The sequence below is a fragment of the Paenibacillus sp. FSL R5-0378 genome (genome assembly GCF_038009285.1).
Classification (GTDB): Bacteria; Bacillota; Bacilli; order Paenibacillales; family Paenibacillaceae; genus Paenibacillus_AQ; species Paenibacillus_AQ favisporus.
Genome location: NZ_JBBPAY010000001.1, coordinates 2,718,209 through 2,735,873 on the forward strand (window position 1 = coordinate 2,718,209; position 17,665 = coordinate 2,735,873).

A 17,665-nucleotide genomic window follows, 5' to 3' on the forward strand; every position below is an offset into this window, starting at 1 on the left:
GAGGGAGCTATCATGGATACTGAGCAAGACAAAACAACAGCTGTAGGTCGGCCAAGAAGCCAAAAAGCGTATGAAGCCGTGATGAAGGCGACTCTTGACCTTCTCAAATCGGGCAGGTACCCGAGCTTAACGATGGAAAAAATCGCAAAAGAGGCTGGTGTAGGAAAGCCTACGTTATACCGTTGGTGGCCTGGCGTTCCTTTTATCGTAATGGAGGCGCTGAAACTGCACGCGGACACGGAGATCGGCCTGCCGGATTCAGGCCATCTCAAGAGCGATGTGCTTGAATATTTAAAGCGGACCTTCCGTTCCCTGATAGAAGGAAAGGATGAAATCGTATGCAGTTTGATGGCGGAAGCCCAATTTAACCCTGAATTTGCCGCAGTCTTTCGTGACAACTTTATCTTTTCGCGCAGAGCAGCCTTGATTCGGTTGTTGGAGCGGGGACAGCAGCGTGGCGAATTGCCCAGGGATACAGACTTGGAGCTTATCGCGGACTTGTGTTATGGACCGATGTGGTATCGGCTTCTGAACCGGCATTCGACCCTGGAAGATCCTTTTGTGGATAACCTCGTATCGTACTTATTCGATTCCCCGCGTCCGAAGAACTAAAAATAAATTTGCCGGCTGATTTTAAAAATCGGTCGGCTTTTTTTGCATGGCGTTAATTACTTGCAGCGTCCCGTGTCTTGGTAAAAGGTCATCCAGCTTTAGCACCCGATCAGGATCAATGGGTAGACAGATACAGCAAAATCATTTATGTTATTACTTATTAAAAGTATTTTAATAAGTTTAAAAGGGGAGGGTAGCGGCAATGAATCCCGTGACGCACAATACGATGCGAGTCAAAAAGATGAATCAGGAGCTCGTGCGGCAAGCGCTCAAATCGATGAAGCAGGGTACCAAGTCGATGGTGGCACAAATGACCGGATTAAGCGTGGCGACCTGCGGCAGCATTCTGAACGAAATGCTGGAGACCGGTGAACTGCTCGAGCTGGATCGAGAGGAATCGAGCGGCGGCCGTCCGGCTAGACTGTATCAATATAATGTGAACTATGCTTATATCGCCTGCGTGATCATCCGGGCCGGCGTGAAGGTGCACTCCCTCACGTACAGGGTTGCTAACCTGGCCGGTGAAGCGGTAGAGGAGGGGCAGCAGGAAGCGGGCCGGATCGATGTAGCAGCGATTGAGAAACTGATCGACGGGCTCATCTCCCAATACCCGCAAATCCGGGCGGTTGGGATCGGTGTCCCGGGTGCGGTTTATCAGGGCGTGATCAATGTCAGCGATATACCTGAACTGATTCATGCCCCGCTGGAGGCGATCATTCGCGACAAACACGGGATCGAGGTCATTCTGGAGAACGACATGAATTCGACCGTGTACGGTTTTTACCGGAAGCAGGAATATGACAGCGAGAAGTCGATTGCAGTCGCAACGTTTCTCGAAGGGAGCTTGCCGGGCGCCGGGCTAATCGTCGATGGGCATATTCATCGGGGGAATACCCGCTTTGCCGGAGAGATCGCCTTTTTACCGTATGGTATTTCGCAGGCGGAGCAGCTGCGGCAGCTGCACGACCGGGAGACCTTCCATTCCCTGGCTGCGCATGCGGTGTCCAGCCTGATAGCGGTCATGAACCCGGAGACGATCGCCCTGACGGGAAGTCTGGTACAGGCAGATGATATCCATCTGATCCGCCAGGAATGCCTGAAGTATATCCCGGAGATGCATATGCCGCAGCTGGCGCTGCTGGAGCATCCGGATGAGGACTACATGTACGGGCTGACGACCATGACGTTGGAAAGCCTGGCTTATTCCCTGCAATTGGTAGAGAAGCGGAGGTGAGGGTCAGCCCAATGACATCTGTGAAAAGTAAACCGCATCCGGGAACGGTCCGGAATATTCTGTTTCTGCTGTTTGCCCTGCCGGGTCTATCCTTTGCGTCATGGGTCTCCCGCACGCCTGACGTTCGGGACACGCTTCAAGTCTCCACCGCCGGGATGGGCATGATTATATTTGCGATTGCCGCCGGTTCTTTGTTCGGTCTGCTTACGTCAGGTTCGATCGTAGCCCGGAAAGGCGCACGATTTGTCATCCTGATCAGCTCTTTGCTGATTGTGGTTGGCTTCGTCGTTGCGGGAATCGGTACGTCGCTGGCTTCGGTACCCGTAGTTATTATCGGCCTGATTATTTTCGGCGGCGGCTATGGTACGGCGGAGGTTGCGCTTAATGTGGAGGGTTCGGCCGCGGAAAAGGCGTTGAACCGGACGCTCTTACCGGCGTTACACGGCTTTTTCAGTGTGGGGACGCTTGTGGGCGCAGCACTCGGCGCCGCCGCGGTCGCCATCCATCTTCAGGTGATGGTCCATTTCACGATCCTTGCCTTAATTATGGCGGCAGCAGTGCTCTATAGCTGGCGATACCTGCCTGAGGAGTCTGGGAAGGAACCGGCGGGTGCTGGAGCACCTAAAGGATCGGCGATTCAGCAGCAGTTAAAGATGTGGACGGAGAGGCGCACCTTGCTGATTGGAATCATCGTTTTGGGCATGGCGTTTGCCGAGGGTTCCGCCAATGACTGGCTGCCGCTCACCATGGTGGATGGCTACGGGGTGAGCTCGCTGACAGGTTCATTTATTTACGGATTGTTCGTTGCGGCGATGACGCTGGGACGGTTTACGGGCGGATGGGTTCTGGACCGTTATGGCCGGGTGCCGGTGTTATCCGGATGCGCCGTGGCGGCCATTTTGGGGTTATCGCTGGTGATCTGGGGTCCGAATGACGTTGTGGCCTCCATAGGCGTTGTCCTGTGGGGACTTGGAGCTTCCCTTGGTTTTCCGGTCGGTCTATCGGCGGCGGGAGATGATCCTCAAGGCGCTGCCGCAAGAGTCGGAGCCGTGGCGACCACAGGCTACATCGCTTTTCTGGTGGGCCCGCCTGCGCTGGGGTTCCTTGGAGAGCATTTCGGGTTATTGCACGCACTGATCGCAGTGCTGATCGGCATTGGGATCGCAGGTTCTCTGTCTAGAGCAGCCAAGCCCGTGCAGCTGCACCAAACATTACATCAAGATGAGAGGGGGCTTCACTCCTGAGATGAAAACAGAAAAACAAAAGATGCTGGACGGCGAATTGTACGTCGCTGCCGACCCTGAATTGACGCGGGAGCGGGCATATGCCCGGCAAATGACCCGCATGTACAATCAGACGACCGAAACGGATGAAGCATTGCGGCTGAAAATCCTGAAGGAGCTGCTGGGCTCAACCGGGAACTTCTTGGCGATGGAGCCTAACATCCGCTTTGACTACGGCTACAATATTCACGTCGGTGAACACTTCTACGCCAACTTTGACTGTACCATCCTGGATGTGTGCGAAGTGAGGATCGGGGACAACTGCTTGTTTGGTCCCGGGGTTCACGTCTATACCGCGACTCACCCGGTGGATCCGTATGAAAGGATCAAGGGACCGGAATACGGCAAACCCGTAACGATCGGTGACAATGTATGGGTCGGCGGGAGGGCGGTCATCAACCCGGGCGTAACGATCGGCAACAACGTCGTCATCGCTTCCGGAGCGGTCGTGACCAAGGATGTTCCGGACAACACGATCGTGGGAGGCAACCCGGCGAAAGTCATTAAAACGATCGAAGCCTAAGTTGTAATAAAAAAGAATCGCCCGTGCGGAAAACGGCCGCCGGGCGATTTTTACATACCGGAAAAAGGGTTATCTCAGAGGGACCACACATCCCGCCCTATTTAAGCTTAGTTGCTTATGGGAGCAAAGTGATCCTCGAGTTTCACATTCGAGAATTTGGCAAAGTTTAATTGCTCGATCGCATTGGCCACATCGTTGCTGTCCACGGCAAAACCGACATAGACCGAATCCTGCATCGCGATGGTTCTCTGACCGATCGGCTTCCATTCCTTGCCGTCCGTCGATCCGTAGGCGTAGAAGGTGTTGCCATTCCGGCCGAGCTTAAGCCAGTAGCCCTGCTCGACGCCGCCGATTTTGAACGGAATGTCGGGAACCAGCTGAATACCGGCTTCCTGCGCGCTGGATGCGCTGTCCAATGTTTCGGTCAAAGGATCAAAGCCTGAGCCCTGCTGATCTCTACCCGTCAGATAAGCCGACCAGCTTGTTTCTTTGGACAGCTTCACCCAGGATAATCCAAGGGCTGCAGTGGCGCTGTTATCCTGCAAATCATCACGGATCATCAGTCCGGTAAAGGCATGATTGTCAACGGCTCCGATGGCTTCCAGCTTCGCGGTGAATTCCATGTCTCCGGTCATTTCCTTATATACAAAATGAAAATCGTCTTTCGCAGCATCGTTTTCCGGCGATTGCTCGGTGCTTCCTTCGCTCGTTCCCAGCTTGCCGTTGCCTTTAACGGTGATTACGCCGTCCGTCAGACTTCCGGTTCCTTTAATATCCGGGCGGCCGATATCGGCCGATGCCCAGCCTGCATCAGCCAGCGTACGAGGGGCCGTATTGACATGGATGGTGGCTGCGGTCGTTTGGGTCGCATTTCCGTCCGTGTCCGTCACTCTGGCGGAAATATTGTAGGAAGCATCCTGAAGGCCCTTGATGGTGTACACATAGGCGCCGCCTTTTTTCACCGCTTCTCCAAGGTACTGCGATCCGTTGTATACGGCCACATTGTTGATTTTATTGCCGAATTTGGAGGAGGCTTTGACGCTGACCTCAATGTCCTCTCCCAGTGCAAACTGCGCATTGTTCAGCGGCGCCGCAAGCGTGGCATCCGGATTTTCGGCCGCATGGTCCATGTCGGCCAGGCTGTTGAGGTACAGCTCAAGCCAGGTGTAGCCCGTGCCGGTTACCGTCTTATAGGCATCTTGAATGCCCCAGATGTTGTTTTTCTTTTCCCATTGGTCGTCGATTCCGTTCCGATTCGTATCAAAATCGGCGCCGTGCTGCTCCTCGATCACGCCGAATGGGGTGACATACCCGCCAACCTCATTTTCGGTGTTGATATATCTGCCGAGGCCCTGCTCCACTTCCGCGACGATTCTTGCGTCGATGGCGTCGCGGCGCGGGTAGGTGGCTCCCGCCTTCTCCAAAATGGCCTTCAGTAGCGGCTCGTTCGCTTTTTCCACGCCATGCTGCACATAATCGTCAAACGCCGGATTGGTCACCCCGTGATTGACTCCCGTGCTGTCCGCAGAGAGATACGGTTTGGACGCAAAAGACGTCGGCTGGTCTCCGCTGGCGTCACCGGAGCTTTTCACCAATGGGGACGAGCCGTCGAGCCATCCCGTCAGCTTGCCGTTGATCCGGTTCCCGGCGATGTAGAAGCCGCCAAGCTTTTTGGATTCGCCCGCATCGATGACACGGTCAGTTACATTATCCCGTGTGCCTGGACCGGCGATTTCGATATTGTTCATATAATTCGTAAAGGTGAACCCTCCGCCATAGGTGCCGTTAAAGCCCCAGTTATAGATCACATTGTTGGAGAGCTGCACGACCGCCACGTGATCGGCATCCGCCGCGCCGGCATACCCGCCGCCGAGCCTTGGATTCCGGGAAGTGTGGCTGGCATACAGATTGTGATGGAACGTCGTTTTGTCTCCGCCGGCGATGCCGCCGTAGCCGTGTCTGCCTTTGGAATGCCCGGACAGGGTGAGGCTCTCCGAAATGAGGGACCATTGGACGGTGCCATTTTCGCCCCTGTACAGCGACAGCGTTTCATCGGTATTCCAGCTGAAGGAGCAGTGGTCAATGATAAAATAGTTATTGTCTCTGCCCCAGAGCGCATCCATCGAATCGCTGCCGTTGTACACGTTGGTCGCCCCCGGCCGGAAGGAGAGATACCGGAGGATGATGTTCTCCGAGTTGCTGATGTTGGTGTCCCAACCTGCGAGGGTAATGCCGTTGCCTGGCGCGGTTTGCCCGGCGATGGTCAGGTTTTTAATGTTTTTGAACAGCAGGGAGCTTTCCAGCTCGATCGTACCGGATACGTTAAAAACAATCGTGCGGCCTTCTTTCGGCGTGGACATAATCCCGTAGCGAAGCGATCCCGGGACCGCCTTTTCGTTGGCGCCGTAATCTTCCAAGGTCGTGACGATATAGACGTCGCCCCCACGGCCGCCGCTCGTATAAGCCCCGCCGCCTTCCGCGCCCGGAAAAGCGGGAATCGATGCGCCCGCAAACTTCTGCTCATCCGCCGACTGGGCCGAAACCGAACCGGAATGCGGCATTCCCACAAATGGAAACGCTACCATAATACTCAACACAACAGCCATGCTTTTCATTCCTTTGTTCTTCTGTTTCATCCGCTTGCCGTGTAACATAAATGCACCCCTTACTGTTCGATTTGTCATTCGATCACACTTCCTCCCTTCAACGGCAAATGGAGCAGGAAGCCCGGTGGAATGCTGCGTTTCTCCGCTCCATGGAGCCGCTTACTGCTCTAACTTTAAATCTTTTAGGCTGCTTTTACCTGCCAAAAACGAATTTTTTTGTGCCAGAAGTTGCGCCCGGTGCTTGTGCAGATACAGACATCCATATTATCTTTTTCATAACAAACCAAGCTTGGCTGCCAGGGTTCACATCAGACCGAAACGGGGGATCGCAATGAAAATCAAATACCAGCACAGGGACCCGCAGTTTCATTTATTCATTTCCACCAACAATACCTATCCTCTGCATCTGCATAAAAACGTCGAAATTGCTATGGTCCTGTCCGGCGACATCCGTGTCCACATCGATCAACAAGAGTACGTCCTGTCCGAAGGGGACATGGCGATCATTTTCCCTAATCAGCCGCACGGCTATCAAACCATTGACCACAGCCAAATCCTGCTGATCTTCTTTGACGCTTCATTTCCGGGGGATTACACAGGAGATTTGCTTCATTATGTTCCGGACCACCCGGTCGTCCACAAACATCCGGTCGTATCAGGCACCCTGACCAGCTTGTACAAGCTGTATCGCGAACCTGGCGACAGCCGGTTGCTCAAGGCATACATTTCGGTATTATTAGGGCATGTGCTGCCGCTGCTGTCCCTGAAAAGGGTGGATTACACAAAAGATATGGATCTCTTCCAAAAGATCCTTGCTTATATCGACCTTCATTTTCTGGAGGCCATCAACTTGGACACGCTTTCCAAAGAACTCGGGATCAGCAAGTTCCTCATTTCTCGAATTTTCTCCGAGCAGTTTCACGTCTCGTTCCGCGATTATATCAACGGTCAGCGGGCCGCCTACGCCCACATGCTGCTGCTGTCCACCGCCGATCCGGTCACCGAGATTGCGTTTGACTCCGGCTTCAACAGCTTGCGTTCGTTTTACCGCGTCTTCAAAAAGGAATACGGCATGACTCCGAACGAATTTCGCCGAAGCCTCCTGGAGGGGATGCCTAAGAACGAATCGGCCCGGTGAGTGAAAAAGGCGGGGGACAGAAGTATGGGGGAATGACTCCCGTGACTTTTTAAAATGCAGTCAAATGTGATATACTGTTTATGGTATATACATTTTTTTGGGCGCATAATGGCTTAGGACGACTAGGGGGTAGATCTGATGAGTAATGAAGAAGTGACACCGGAAGAAGCGGCGAAGATGCTTCCTGCCGGCGCAGCGCTGAGCTGGGGACTGGTGAAGCCTCCACAGCGGGGGCCCAAGCGGGAGATGAGCATCGACCAGATCGTGTCGAAGGCGATTGAAATCGCGGACCAGGACGGCCTCGCCGCCGTTTCGATGAACCGGATCGCGTCGGCGCTCGGTTTTACGGCGATGTCCCTTTATCGTTATATCCCAAGCAAAGACGACCTGCTCATCCTCATGCAGGATGCGGCATGCGATATTCCGCTGACTCCTGAGCGTCCCCCGCATGAATGGCGGGAGAGTATGCGCGAGTATGTACTCGGAACGGTCGCTATTTTTCGGAAACATCCATGGTATGGGGATATTCCGATCCTCGGCATTCCGATCACGCCTAACAATTTACGGATCGTCGATTGGGCGCTCCGGCCGCTGCGGGACATGCCTCTGGACGATTTCGAGAAAATGTCGATCGTTCTTCTGCTGAGCGGCTATGCCCGTCATTGCGGGATGCTCCAGCGCGACATCGACCGGGCCGTTCAGGCGGGTTCGAGCGAGGAGGAGTTCAGCGGAATCAATTATTCGGTGGCGCTTCAGACGCTGGTGAAGCCTGAACAATATCCGAACCTGTACCCGATCGTCATGTCCGGGGTTTATTCGGGCGAGAACGAGGCCGAAAATACGGTAGGCGATGATTTGGAATTCGGGCTGGAGCGGTTGCTGGACGGGATTGAACAGTATTTGAACCGGAAAATTAGCGGCAGCATACACAAATAAAGCTGCCGCTAAAAAAGGCTGCTTCCAGGGATAATTCCTTGGAAGCAGCCTTTATTCATTTCACTTGCGCTGATCTTACGCAGCGGTGTGGACGGCCTTCTTCTGTTCGCGAAGCATTCCGAGCGTGACTGCGGTGGCCAGGAGCAGGATGACGGCGGAGATCAGGCAGGTGGCGTGCATGGCGGTGATAAACGCTTCACGGGAAGCCTTCATGATCTGCGCCGCAGCATCCGCCGGTAAATGCAGGGCGGCGGCCGATGCGCCAGCAATGGTCTGCCCTGCTGCCTGGGCCGCATCCGGCGCGAGTCCTGAGGGCAGGAACGGGGTGACCGCGTGGCGGTAAATGGCCGCAAGGACGCAGCCGAGGAGCGCGATGCCGAATGCGCCTCCGAGCTCGTTGGACGTTTCAATGAGGCCGCCGACGGCTCCTGCTCGATCGGCCGGAGCGACGCCTACGACATAATCGGTGACGAGGGTCATGACGGATACGATGCCCGCGGCGACCAAGGCGGCGCCGACGAGCAGCACGGTCAGCGGCGAGAAGCCTTCCAGGCGGACCTGGGTCAGTACGCCGAATCCGACTGCCGACAGGAGAAAGCCGCCGGCCATGACGCGCGGTCTTCCGTAGATTTGCGACAGTTTACCGGCAATCGGTGCCGCTGCCCCGACCACCACAGAAGGCGCCACGCTCCAGAGGGAAGCGACGAACGGGGAGTATCCAAGAACCGACTGGAGGAACTGGGTATTGATGAGCGAGCTGGCCATGAGCGTAAACGTAGCGATAAAGTTTACGAGGATCGAACCGCCGGTCCGCCGCTCCATCAGCGCACGGATATCGAGCAGCGGATTAGAGATGGTCAACTGGCGCCGTACGAACAGAATGCCGATGAGCAAGCCTGCGGCAAGCAGTGCAGCGGGAAGGATGGCCCAGCCGTCTTCCGCCAGCGTCTTCACGCCGTAAGTCACGGGAAGGATCGCGGCGAGCGCGAGTGTTGAGCTGAATACATCGACTTTGACTTTTGCCGTGCTGCGGGACTCCGGCAGCAAAAACGGCGCGATGATGAGCAGCAGGACCATGGCAGGGATATTGATGAGGAACACGGATCCCCAGGAGAAAGAGTTGAGAAGCAGGCCGCCGATAATCGGCCCGACGGTGACGCCGCCCGCCATGACGGCGCTCCAAATGGCCATCGCCTTCGTCCGCTGTGCCGGGTCCTGGAACATCGTGCGGACGAGCGCCAGCGTCGACGGCATGAGGGTCGAACCGGCGATCCCCAGTATCCCGCGGGCCAGGATCAGCGTTTCGGCCGACTGGGCGTACGCTGCGAACAAAGAGCTTAGGGCGAATCCGACGGAACCGATCATCAGCAGGCGCCGCCGTCCAATCCGGTCGCCGACGGCGCCCATCGTCAGCAGCAGCCCGGCGAGGATGAAGCCGTAAACGTCGAAAATCCATAATTGCTGGGTGGCGGTCGGCAGTAGATCCGCGGCAATGGCCGGTGCCGCGAAGAACAGGACGGACACGTCCATCGAGACGACCATCAGCGGGAGACAAAGGATGCAAAGCGCGATCCATTCTTTGCGGCCGGCCAATTTGGCTGCTGCGGGGGTTGAAATGCTCATTTAAAATCCCTCTCCTTATTGTTTATTGTATAAACAGTAACTTTTAAAAACAGTATATTATATAAACAGTATATGGTCAACACAAAAGAAATGTATTTTTTTCACGGGTACGGGCGGAGCTCTATGGAGCATTGAAGAGCCGCATGATAAACCATATTTTTATTGCCCGACCCCATTTTTCTATGAGACAATCCGGGATATAATGGGTTCAATCCGGAATCGCTGGTAACCGATCGAACGATATGGAAGTGAAAGGGAGGCGGACGGCATGACCGAATACGAAAAACCAATCGTGGACATCACTTTGGTCGAGGAGATGATCAGTGAGCATCTGGGTGATGGAGCGGTAGAAATCACGCCGCTGCAAGGGGGGAACTTAAGCCGCGTTTTTTCCTTTAACCATGAAGGTCAAGGGTACGTGATCAAGTTCAGCGACCTGGAGGGGGCGTACCAATCGGAAATCTTCGTATCGGATCTGCTGTCCAGCCAGGGCATACCTTTCCCCCGGTGCATCGGACATGGAAAGACAGGGAATTTGGATTATTCCATTTTGGAAAAGATAGAAGGCCGCAATCTGGCGGATTTTTCGGCTGAGGAGCAGCGCCGCCGGCTTCCGGAGCTTATTCGGATTTTGACGCACTTGAACCATATTGACCTGGGTGGAGCCCGTGGATACGGCTGGATCGGGGCGGGCGGTGACGGTGCGTTCCCAACCTGGAAGGATTATTGGGAATCCGTCTATGCGGAAGACCAAACGGGCAGCTTCTGGGAGAATTGGTACGCCTTATTCCATACCTCCTGTTTGGAGAAAGAGGTATTCGATGAAATTTACAGCCGGTTAACGGCTTATTCACACTTTAACGAACCGTACCGCTATTTTATACATGGGGATTTTCACCAGTGGAACATCTTGTCTGACGGCAGCCGGATTACGGGAATTCTGGATTGCAACTGCGCTTACGGCGACTTTCTTGTGGATCTGGCCATTTTGGACCGGCACATGGACGGGCACAACGTCGTACAGGCTTATCAGGACCATCAAGCGCAAGCCGGAATCGTCATTCCCGATTTCAATGAGAGATTAAAGGGCGCTTATTACTTCAAAGGACTGGACGGACTTCGCTTCTATGCCAAAATGGGATGGACCGACGCTTACGAATATACACGCAACTTCCTTCTGGGCTTGGACAAATCATAAGTCTGTTGTAGCGGGCTCGGATGGAACGGTTTGCATTTGTGTTTTGGCAACTCCGAGTGCCCTGTTCCCCCACAGTGTCTGTTCAACAAACGGGGCTTGCTCCGCTCTGCATTGGACGATCAATATCACTTCACCGGCAGTTTTCTTGACCGTTCGGATCTTTTTTCGTTTCACAAGGTTTTTGATCAAATCGTAAACAAAGCCAACAGCAAATCCCACAGCCGCTCCGATTAGCCCCCAATAGACCGGACCCCAATGGAGAACAAATCCTCTGGATACCCCAATGGTCCCGCCCATCATGGCTAGGATAAGCCCGATATCGATTAACGAGGTTCCGTCCGTACCATGCATCGTATCAACCAACTTCATATCCATCGAACGATTATCCAGGGGTACAGCGTAAATCTGGACGACCTCGTTTTCCTTAAGCTTGCTTATAGCCAGCTCAACGTAGTGTGAATGCTGAAATGTAGAGAAAAACTGGATTCCCATTAGACTTTTTCTCCCTTATGCAGTACAAAATTTTGCGGCTGATAGTTTTCTTTCAAATAATCGGCTTGTTCCCAATCAAACAGTTTTGTCAGCTCTACGGCATTCGTGTAAGAATCATACATGGTAAAGAAATAGACCGAGGGGAAGTAAAGGAACCACTGAACTCCAATCACTTCTCTAGATTTCGGGAAGTCTCCCAGCAAAACGTAATGCAGCGCTTCGATCATATTGGACTGAATGACAATCATCATAGTCATAACAAGCGTCAGAACAGCAGCTAAGATTCGATGAATATATAGTTGTCCAAGACTTGGAATTGTCATTGCCCAGACTAACGCAATCCATGGCTTTTTCTTGTCCAGATAATTGACCTCGAAGGGGCTCATCGAAAAATTCGGGTATTTGGCATTTTCCCTTTTCGCCAGCAGGTGAATCTTATTGATATCGACTGTGGTCCGGTAACTGTCCCATATGGCAAATAAATAAACGGGGATATAGAGATATATGTACTTTTCATTTAATACAGCCTTTGCGTGGGCGATATCTCCGTTAAAAGAATACACAATGGCCGTATTCAGCTGAGTCTTTTGGTTGATATAAAATTCCCAAAAAAACAATGCAAAGCCGGAAATGAATTTGTGTAATAAGATGTGGCCGAATCCAGGAAATGCTACGGACCATAACGCTACGACCAGGGGATTACGCTGGTGTAGCTGGATGGTGCCGAACGTCGTGACAAAGGCATGATAATAACGATTTCTATATTTGGCTCTAAAGTTATCCACTTTTCAACGCTCCAATGGAATACAGTGTAATCGAATTTTTTGTCAATTGGCGAAAGATTATTCTTCTTTGGGAGATATAACGCGATTGGCTTAAAGAAGACATGGAATTAGCGGGATTACTTTGGGGAAGTTTAAGGTCAATCCATGGACGATGAATGGTGCAAAAAAAGGAGCTGCATTACTTTTGTCAGACCGATATCCTTCCTTTGAAGAAATCAAAGATGTAGATCGTAAACTTACTGAAATGAGAAGACTGTATTATTATCGCCATGACCTGTTCTCGATTCAATGGTGGTTTTTGTTGGTGCTTTTGATTGTGCCATGGATCATTTGGTGGAAAGTGGTCGATAAATCAAGACTGAAGGATATTTTACTTTACGGGTTTGCAATAACCATCGTTATTGTTCTTCTGGATGATATTGGAAGTGAGCTCGGATTATGGTCTTACCCTCATCAAGTCTTCAGGCTGATTCCTCGCTTAAGCCCGATTGATTACTCCGTATTGCCTGTCATTCATATGTTGATCTATCAGTATTTCAGAAGTTGGAAGTCATTCTTTGTTGCCAACGTCATACTGGCCCTAGGAGCTGCCTTCATTGCAGAGCCTTTCTTTGTCTGGATTGATATTTATGACATGGACCATTGGAAATCGATTTATTCGTTCCCGCTATATATAGCTAAAGCCTGTTTTGTTAAGTGGTCGCTGGAGTTCATGCTATCCAGGGCAAACCGATCACAACAAAAACCTGCGAACTAAAAGAGGGCATTGAGCCCGCTTTTAGTTCCAGGATACAATATTGATAGACTGAATAACGCATCGAAGGCGGATTCGATGCGTTATTTTATGATTTGTTATACGATTCCACTTTCTGAAACCGGTTAGCTTAACCTTCGTGAAAAGGGAGAGCTGTGCGCATAGATTACTGTTGTCCTTTGGCAAGAATCCGGAATGTAATGCCGAATGGATCCGTTACATTGCCGTAAGCGGGACTGAAGAAGCTGGCTTCAAGCGGCGTGTTCACTTGACCGCCCTGTTTCAAGGCGTCAAAGTATCGGGCGGCCTGATCTTTGTCATCAGTTTGCACAACGATGGTCACTGGCGAGCCCTTCTGGTAGCTGCTGCCGGTAACAAGGTCGGACAGTTGGAGCTGCGATTCGCCGATGACCAAGACCGCAAAGGATATCCAGTCCTTTTTCTCCGGCGGCAGCGGGGACTCCGGATCTTCCGGTAAATCGCCCAGCCGCTGTGCATAGACAACCTTGGCTTCCAGCGCTTTGACGTAAAAATCGATAGCCTCATTTGCTTGACCATTCATTTCAATAAAAGGGATTAAACTCGTGCTCACAGCAATCATCTCCTGTACATGTTTTTTACCGGGATACCGACGGACCTTTTATTGGGCAGCGGGATTCCCTTCACTACCCATGTCGTTCACCGGCAGGGAAACGTGACCGTTAAAGGTAAAAAATATTTTTGCAATTTTTTTACGATTTCGGTCACATCCGTTAGATTTCTTACGACATATGAGTAATAAGGAAAAGGAAGGGTTGGGGCGCGTGAACGATCACGACGGGCTTGCAGAACAATTCGAATCGCATCGGAATCACCTTCAGTTTGTGGCTTACCGAATACTGGGATCACAGAATGAGGCGGATGACGCCGTACAGGAGTCATGGATACGTCTTAGCCGTTCGGATACGACCTGCGTGGAAAATATCGGGGGATGGATGACGACGATCGTCTCGCGGGTCTGTTTGGATATGCTCCGAGCCCGTAAATCACGGCATGAGGATCTGACGATGGATCGTGCACCAGAGCCGGTTACCCACTTCCGTGACGGAAGCGACCCGGAGTATGAAGCGCTGATGGCCGATGCTGTGGGGCATGCCATGCTTGTGGTCTTGGGAAAATTAAGTCCCGCCGAACGAATCGCGTTCGTGCTGCACGATATTTTCGGCATGTCTTTCGCGGATATCGCTTCCATCCTGGGGAGAAACGAGGCGGCTGCCAGAAAGCTTGCCAGCCGTGCACGTCAACGGGTGAAAGGGGATGAATCGGCTTCGAGAGAAGAAGAGCTCAGGCGCAAACGGGAGCTGGTGGATGCATTCCTTGCTGCATCGCGCGCCGGAGATTTTGAGAAACTTCTCTTTATCCTGGACCCGAATGTCGTGACACGAAACGATCCGGCATTTCCGCCGGCCGCAAACGCGCCGGTTGTTCATGGTTCGCAAGCTGCGGCCAAGCAATTCGCCGGCCGTGCCCAAGGCGCCCAGCCTGTGCTCGTGAACGGTTCCGTAGGCGCCGTTATAGGTCCGCTTGATCGAATCCTGTTCGTACTCGTATTTACGGTAAAGAATGATAAAATCACCGAAATCGAAATGATTGCCGATCCGGCGCGCCTGCGTCAGCTTGACCTGGCCTTGTTGAACGATTAACGGGTATAAAGAACACGGAGAAAAGATCATTTGAAGCAAGGAAAAGGCACCGTTTGCAGCCGTAAGGCTTGCAGCGGGTGCCTTTTTTTGTTCCCAAACCCCGGTCAGGACAACCGGTATACTCTGGCTTCATAGGGGCGCAGCTCAATGCGGTCTCCTTCCGCGTCAGGCGGCAGATCGTAATTGCTGATCAGCAGGTCTCGCGACATGCCCCGCAGCGTTTTCGGCCATTCCATGACCGGCGTATCATCAAAAAAGTTAAGGATGACCAGGATGGTATCTTGCTCCAGCGTACGGGTGTAAACATAGAGATCCGGATCCAATGGAAGCAGCAGCTTGTACTCTCCGTAGATCAACGCTTTATGGGTCTTACGCAGGGAGAGCATCCGCTTGTAGTAATGATAAATGGAATCCGGGTCCTTCATCGCCGAAGCCACGTTTACATCGGTATAATTGGGGTTGACCTTGATCCAAGGTTCGCCGGTTGTAAAGCCGGCTTGAGGCCCGTCGTCCCACTGCATCGGGGTGCGGGCGTTATCCCGGCTCTTCGCCTGGATGGCCTGCATCGTCTGGTCGATCGGCTTGCCTTGAAGATGGGACTGCTCATAGTAATTCAAGGTTTCCACGTCCCGGTAGTCGCCGATTTGGTCAAAGGCTGCATTGGTCATCCCGATTTCTTCGCCTTGGTAAATGTATGGCGTCCCTTCCAGGGTGAGCATGAAGGTCGCCAGCATTTTGGCTGATTGGACGCGGTACTGCTTGTCATTGCCGAACCTTGAGACGGCTCTGGGCTGATCATGATTGCCGAGGTAGTTCGCATTCCAGCCCTGGTTATGCAGTGTAGTCTGCCAACGGCTCATCACTTTTTTGAGTTCCAGCAGCGTCCACGCTCGGGATTCCCACTTACCGGTGCCGTTTGAGGCGGAGTCCAGCGTCATATGTTCGAACTGAAACACCATGTTCAGCTCATGGCGCTGGTCTCCCACATACTCCAAAGCCTGCTCCGGGCCGAGTCCCGAGGTTTCGCCGACGGTCATGATGTCGTAGTCCATCAGCACTTCCTTGTTCAGCTTTTTGAGCATAAAATGGACTTTTTCCAGGTTGGAAAATAGCTGGTACGCCCTCACGACAGGGAGATGCTGGGGATTGTCGGCATCCGGCAGTCCTTTCGCCTTTACGATGTGGGCGATGGCATCAAAGCGGAAGCCGTCCACGCCTTTTTCCAGCCACCACCGGATCATTTGGTACAATTCATGTACCATTTCTTCGTTTCTCCAGTTCAAATCCGGCTGATGCTTAGAATACAGATGCATATAGTATTCGTCCGTCTCCGGATCCATCTCCCACACCGAGCCGCTGAAATAGGACTCCCAGTTGTTCGGGTACAGGCCGTTGACCCCTTTGCGCCAAATATAAAAGCTTCGCTTGGGGTTGTCGGTCGACGATTTCGATTCCTTAAACCAGGGATGCTGGTCGGAGGTATGGTTCAGCACGAGGTCCATCATGATTTTCATTCCTCTGGCATGGGCTTCTTGCAGCAAATCATCGAAATCCTCCATCGTGCCGAATTCAGGATTGATCGCGTAGTAGTCGCTGATGTCATATCCGTTGTCTTTGCCGGGAGACTCGTAAATCGGGCAGATCCAAATGACATCGATCCCGAGGTCCTTTAAATAATCCAGCTTGGACATGATTCCGCGAAGGTCGCCTTTGCCATCTCCATTGGTATCCATGAAGCTGACGGGATAAATCTCGTACACGGCGGCTTCTTTCCACCAGGTTTCGTTCATGTGCGCATTCCTCCTGTCCGTGCATGAAATGGGTTGTACGGGAATTAACCGTGTCCCCCTTGAAAAGCGGGGTATTTGGTCATCCCGCCATCCGCAAACAGGGTAATGCCCGTAACATAACTGGATTCGGAGGAGGCCAGCCAGGCGGCTGCAGCCGCGATTTCCTCCGGCTTGCCGATATACCCGAGCGGGATCAGCGCCTCAACGCTTGCTTTGGCGGCGGGATCGGAAAACTTGGCGGCATTGATCGGCGTATCGATCGCACCGGGACCGAGGCTGTTGACGCGGATTCCCTTCGGCGCAAATTCCAGCGCCAGCGTCTCCGTCATCATCTTGATCCCGCCCTTGCTCGCGGCATAATGCACGAAATGGGGCCACGGAATCATCTCGTGCACGCTCGAAACGTTGATGATCCGTCCCTTGATCCCGTGTTCCAGCATGTAATCGATCGCCTCGCGGCAGCCGAGGAATGCTCCGGTCAGATTCACGTCCAGCACCTTGCGCCAGTCCTCCAGCGTCAAGTCCTCCGAGGGGACTTCGTTTTCGATGCCCGCGTTGTTGACCATGACGTCCAGCGAGCCGAAATGCTCATGCGCGGCGGCTACCAGCTTTTTAACATCCTCTTCACGGGTGACATCGCCGTACACGCCTATCGCTTGACCGCCGCTTTGTTCAATCTCCTGTACGATCGAATTCACTTCCTGCTTCCCGCTGCGGTAGTTAATGACCACATTCATCTTTTCCCGACCGAACCTCAGCGCCATTGCCCGTCCGATGCCGGAAGAAGCTCCGGTAATAATGGCTGTGTTGCCTTCAAGATCCTTGTACACAATCATTCCCTCCTGTCGTCCCATCAAAATGACTACAATAGTATTTAACCGGAACGGGCATGGTTCAACAGGGCGGGGTCATAACTTCCTTCGAAGAAACGTCATTATAGTATCGGAATCAGTCTATGAGTCATTTCCATTTGACAATATCGTTCGATAGGTGTAATTTATAACTAACC

General features: G+C 52.8%; 16 protein-coding genes. 9 read left to right on the plus strand and 7 right to left on the minus strand.

Translation table 11 applies throughout. From position 1 onward, the window contains the following. The first annotated feature begins 12 nt into the window (after nt 1–12). The 4 genes from MKY74_RS12785 (at nt 13) to MKY74_RS12800 (ending at nt 3,652) form a co-directional block, all read left to right on the plus strand. Entirely contained in the window at nt 13–612 is a 600-nt protein-coding gene (locus MKY74_RS12785; protein ID WP_076169161.1) for a TetR/AcrR family transcriptional regulator, read from the plus strand. 202 nt (nt 613–814) lie between these two features. Beyond that, nucleotides 815–1,846: an ROK family protein gene (locus tag MKY74_RS12790; protein WP_076169160.1), complete on the plus strand. Its 1,032-nt coding sequence runs from the start codon at nt 815–817 to the stop codon at nt 1,844–1,846. A gap of 11 nt (nt 1,847–1,857) precedes the next feature. Continuing rightward, the gene (locus MKY74_RS12795) at nt 1,858–3,090 is read left to right on the plus strand and encodes an MFS transporter (protein WP_076169159.1); all 1,233 of its coding nucleotides are present in this window, start codon (nt 1,858–1,860) and stop codon (nt 3,088–3,090) included. Between the two features lies 1 nt (nt 3,091). Next, nucleotides 3,092–3,652 carry a sugar O-acetyltransferase gene (locus MKY74_RS12800; RefSeq protein WP_076169158.1) on the plus strand — a complete coding sequence of 187 codons (561 nt, stop codon included), beginning with the start codon at nt 3,092–3,094 and terminating at the stop codon, nt 3,650–3,652. 107 nt (nt 3,653–3,759) lie between these two features. Here MKY74_RS12800 and MKY74_RS12805 read toward each other — a convergent pair whose 3' ends face one another. Beyond that, nucleotides 3,760–6,336: an Ig-like domain-containing protein gene (locus tag MKY74_RS12805; protein WP_167372858.1), complete on the minus strand. Its 2,577-nt coding sequence runs from the start codon at nt 6,334–6,336 to the stop codon at nt 3,760–3,762. A 253-nt stretch (nt 6,337–6,589) separates the two neighbouring features. Here MKY74_RS12805 and MKY74_RS12810 point away from each other — a divergent pair, with 253 nt between their 5' ends. Together MKY74_RS12810 and MKY74_RS12815 are read left to right on the plus strand one after the other, a co-directional pair. Then, a complete protein-coding gene (locus MKY74_RS12810; protein WP_076169157.1) occupies nt 6,590–7,396 on the plus strand; it encodes an AraC family transcriptional regulator in 807 nt (268 codons plus the stop codon). Nucleotides 7,397–7,534: 138 nt separating this feature from the next. Continuing rightward, nucleotides 7,535–8,332: a TetR/AcrR family transcriptional regulator gene (locus MKY74_RS12815; RefSeq protein WP_076169156.1), complete on the plus strand. Its 798-nt coding sequence runs from the start codon at nt 7,535–7,537 to the stop codon at nt 8,330–8,332. Between the two features lie 75 nt (nt 8,333–8,407). Here the strand turns inward: MKY74_RS12815 and MKY74_RS12820 are convergent, their stop codons facing one another. Next, nucleotides 8,408–9,955: an MFS transporter gene (locus tag MKY74_RS12820; RefSeq protein WP_076169155.1), complete on the minus strand. Its 1,548-nt coding sequence runs from the start codon at nt 9,953–9,955 to the stop codon at nt 8,408–8,410. Nucleotides 9,956–10,223: 268 nt separating this feature from the next. Here MKY74_RS12820 and MKY74_RS12825 point away from each other — a divergent pair, with 268 nt between their 5' ends. Beyond that, complete coding sequence (locus MKY74_RS12825; protein WP_076169154.1) at nt 10,224–11,153, plus strand: phosphotransferase family protein; 930 nt, start codon at nt 10,224–10,226, stop codon at nt 11,151–11,153. Here the strand turns inward: MKY74_RS12825 and MKY74_RS12830 are convergent. Together MKY74_RS12830 and MKY74_RS12835 are read right to left on the minus strand one after the other, a co-directional pair. After that, entirely contained in the window at nt 11,148–11,645 is a 498-nt protein-coding gene (locus MKY74_RS12830; protein WP_341012256.1) for a hypothetical protein, read from the minus strand. The genes MKY74_RS12825 and MKY74_RS12830 overlap by 6 nt on opposite strands. Continuing rightward, nucleotides 11,645–12,430: a hypothetical protein gene (locus MKY74_RS12835; RefSeq protein WP_076169153.1), complete on the minus strand. Its 786-nt coding sequence runs from the start codon at nt 12,428–12,430 to the stop codon at nt 11,645–11,647. Before MKY74_RS12835 ends, MKY74_RS12830 begins: the two co-directional genes overlap by 1 nt. A gap of 121 nt (nt 12,431–12,551) precedes the next feature. Between MKY74_RS12835 and MKY74_RS12840 the strand changes: the two genes are divergently transcribed. Continuing rightward, nucleotides 12,552–13,187: a CBO0543 family protein gene (locus tag MKY74_RS12840; RefSeq protein WP_143811823.1), complete on the plus strand. Its 636-nt coding sequence runs from the start codon at nt 12,552–12,554 to the stop codon at nt 13,185–13,187. A 163-nt stretch (nt 13,188–13,350) separates the two neighbouring features. Here the strand turns inward: MKY74_RS12840 and MKY74_RS12845 are convergent, their stop codons facing one another. Beyond that, the gene (locus tag MKY74_RS12845; protein ID WP_076169152.1) at nt 13,351–13,776 is read right to left on the minus strand and encodes a VOC family protein; all 426 of its coding nucleotides are present in this window, start codon (nt 13,774–13,776) and stop codon (nt 13,351–13,353) included. Nucleotides 13,777–13,987: 211 nt separating this feature from the next. On the opposite strand from MKY74_RS12845, the gene MKY74_RS12850 reads away from it, so the two are divergent. Next, a complete protein-coding gene (locus MKY74_RS12850) occupies nt 13,988–14,866 on the plus strand; it encodes a sigma-70 family RNA polymerase sigma factor (protein ID WP_076169612.1) in 879 nt (292 codons plus the stop codon). 104 nt (nt 14,867–14,970) lie between these two features. On the opposite strand, the gene MKY74_RS12855 is transcribed toward MKY74_RS12850, so the two are convergent. Beyond that, a complete protein-coding gene (locus tag MKY74_RS12855; protein ID WP_076169151.1) occupies nt 14,971–16,656 on the minus strand; it encodes a glycoside hydrolase family 13 protein in 1,686 nt (561 codons plus the stop codon). Nucleotides 16,657–16,700: 44 nt separating this feature from the next. Beyond that, nucleotides 16,701–17,486 (minus strand): glucose-1-dehydrogenase, encoded by a 786-nt coding sequence (locus MKY74_RS12860; protein ID WP_076169611.1) that lies wholly within the window; start codon nt 17,484–17,486, stop codon nt 16,701–16,703. Between the last annotated feature and the right edge of the window lie 179 nt (nt 17,487–17,665).

What these genes read in the sequence shown, in the direction of transcription:
- MKY74_RS12820 (WP_076169155.1), bottom strand. Translation starts at nt 9,955, where the DNA reads ATGAGCATTTCAACCCCCGCAGCAGCCAAATTGGCCGGCCGCAAAGAA.
- MKY74_RS12830 (WP_341012256.1), bottom strand. Translation starts at nt 11,645, where the DNA reads ATGGGAATCCAGTTTTTCTCTACATTTCAGCATTCACACTACGTTGAG.
- MKY74_RS12855 (WP_076169151.1), bottom strand. Translation starts at nt 16,656, where the DNA reads ATGAACGAAACCTGGTGGAAAGAAGCCGCCGTGTACGAGATTTATCCC.
- MKY74_RS12805 (WP_167372858.1), bottom strand. Translation starts at nt 6,336, where the DNA reads ATGACAAATCGAACAGTAAGGGGTGCATTTATGTTACACGGCAAGCGG.
- MKY74_RS12825 (WP_076169154.1), top strand. Translation starts at nt 10,224, where the DNA reads ATGACCGAATACGAAAAACCAATCGTGGACATCACTTTGGTCGAGGAG.
- MKY74_RS12790 (WP_076169160.1), top strand. Translation starts at nt 815, where the DNA reads ATGAATCCCGTGACGCACAATACGATGCGAGTCAAAAAGATGAATCAG.
- MKY74_RS12810 (WP_076169157.1), top strand. Translation starts at nt 6,590, where the DNA reads ATGAAAATCAAATACCAGCACAGGGACCCGCAGTTTCATTTATTCATT.
- MKY74_RS12795 (WP_076169159.1), top strand. Translation starts at nt 1,858, where the DNA reads ATGACATCTGTGAAAAGTAAACCGCATCCGGGAACGGTCCGGAATATT.
- MKY74_RS12815 (WP_076169156.1), top strand. Translation starts at nt 7,535, where the DNA reads ATGAGTAATGAAGAAGTGACACCGGAAGAAGCGGCGAAGATGCTTCCT.
- MKY74_RS12800 (WP_076169158.1), top strand. Translation starts at nt 3,092, where the DNA reads ATGAAAACAGAAAAACAAAAGATGCTGGACGGCGAATTGTACGTCGCT.
- MKY74_RS12785 (WP_076169161.1), top strand. Translation starts at nt 13, where the DNA reads ATGGATACTGAGCAAGACAAAACAACAGCTGTAGGTCGGCCAAGAAGC.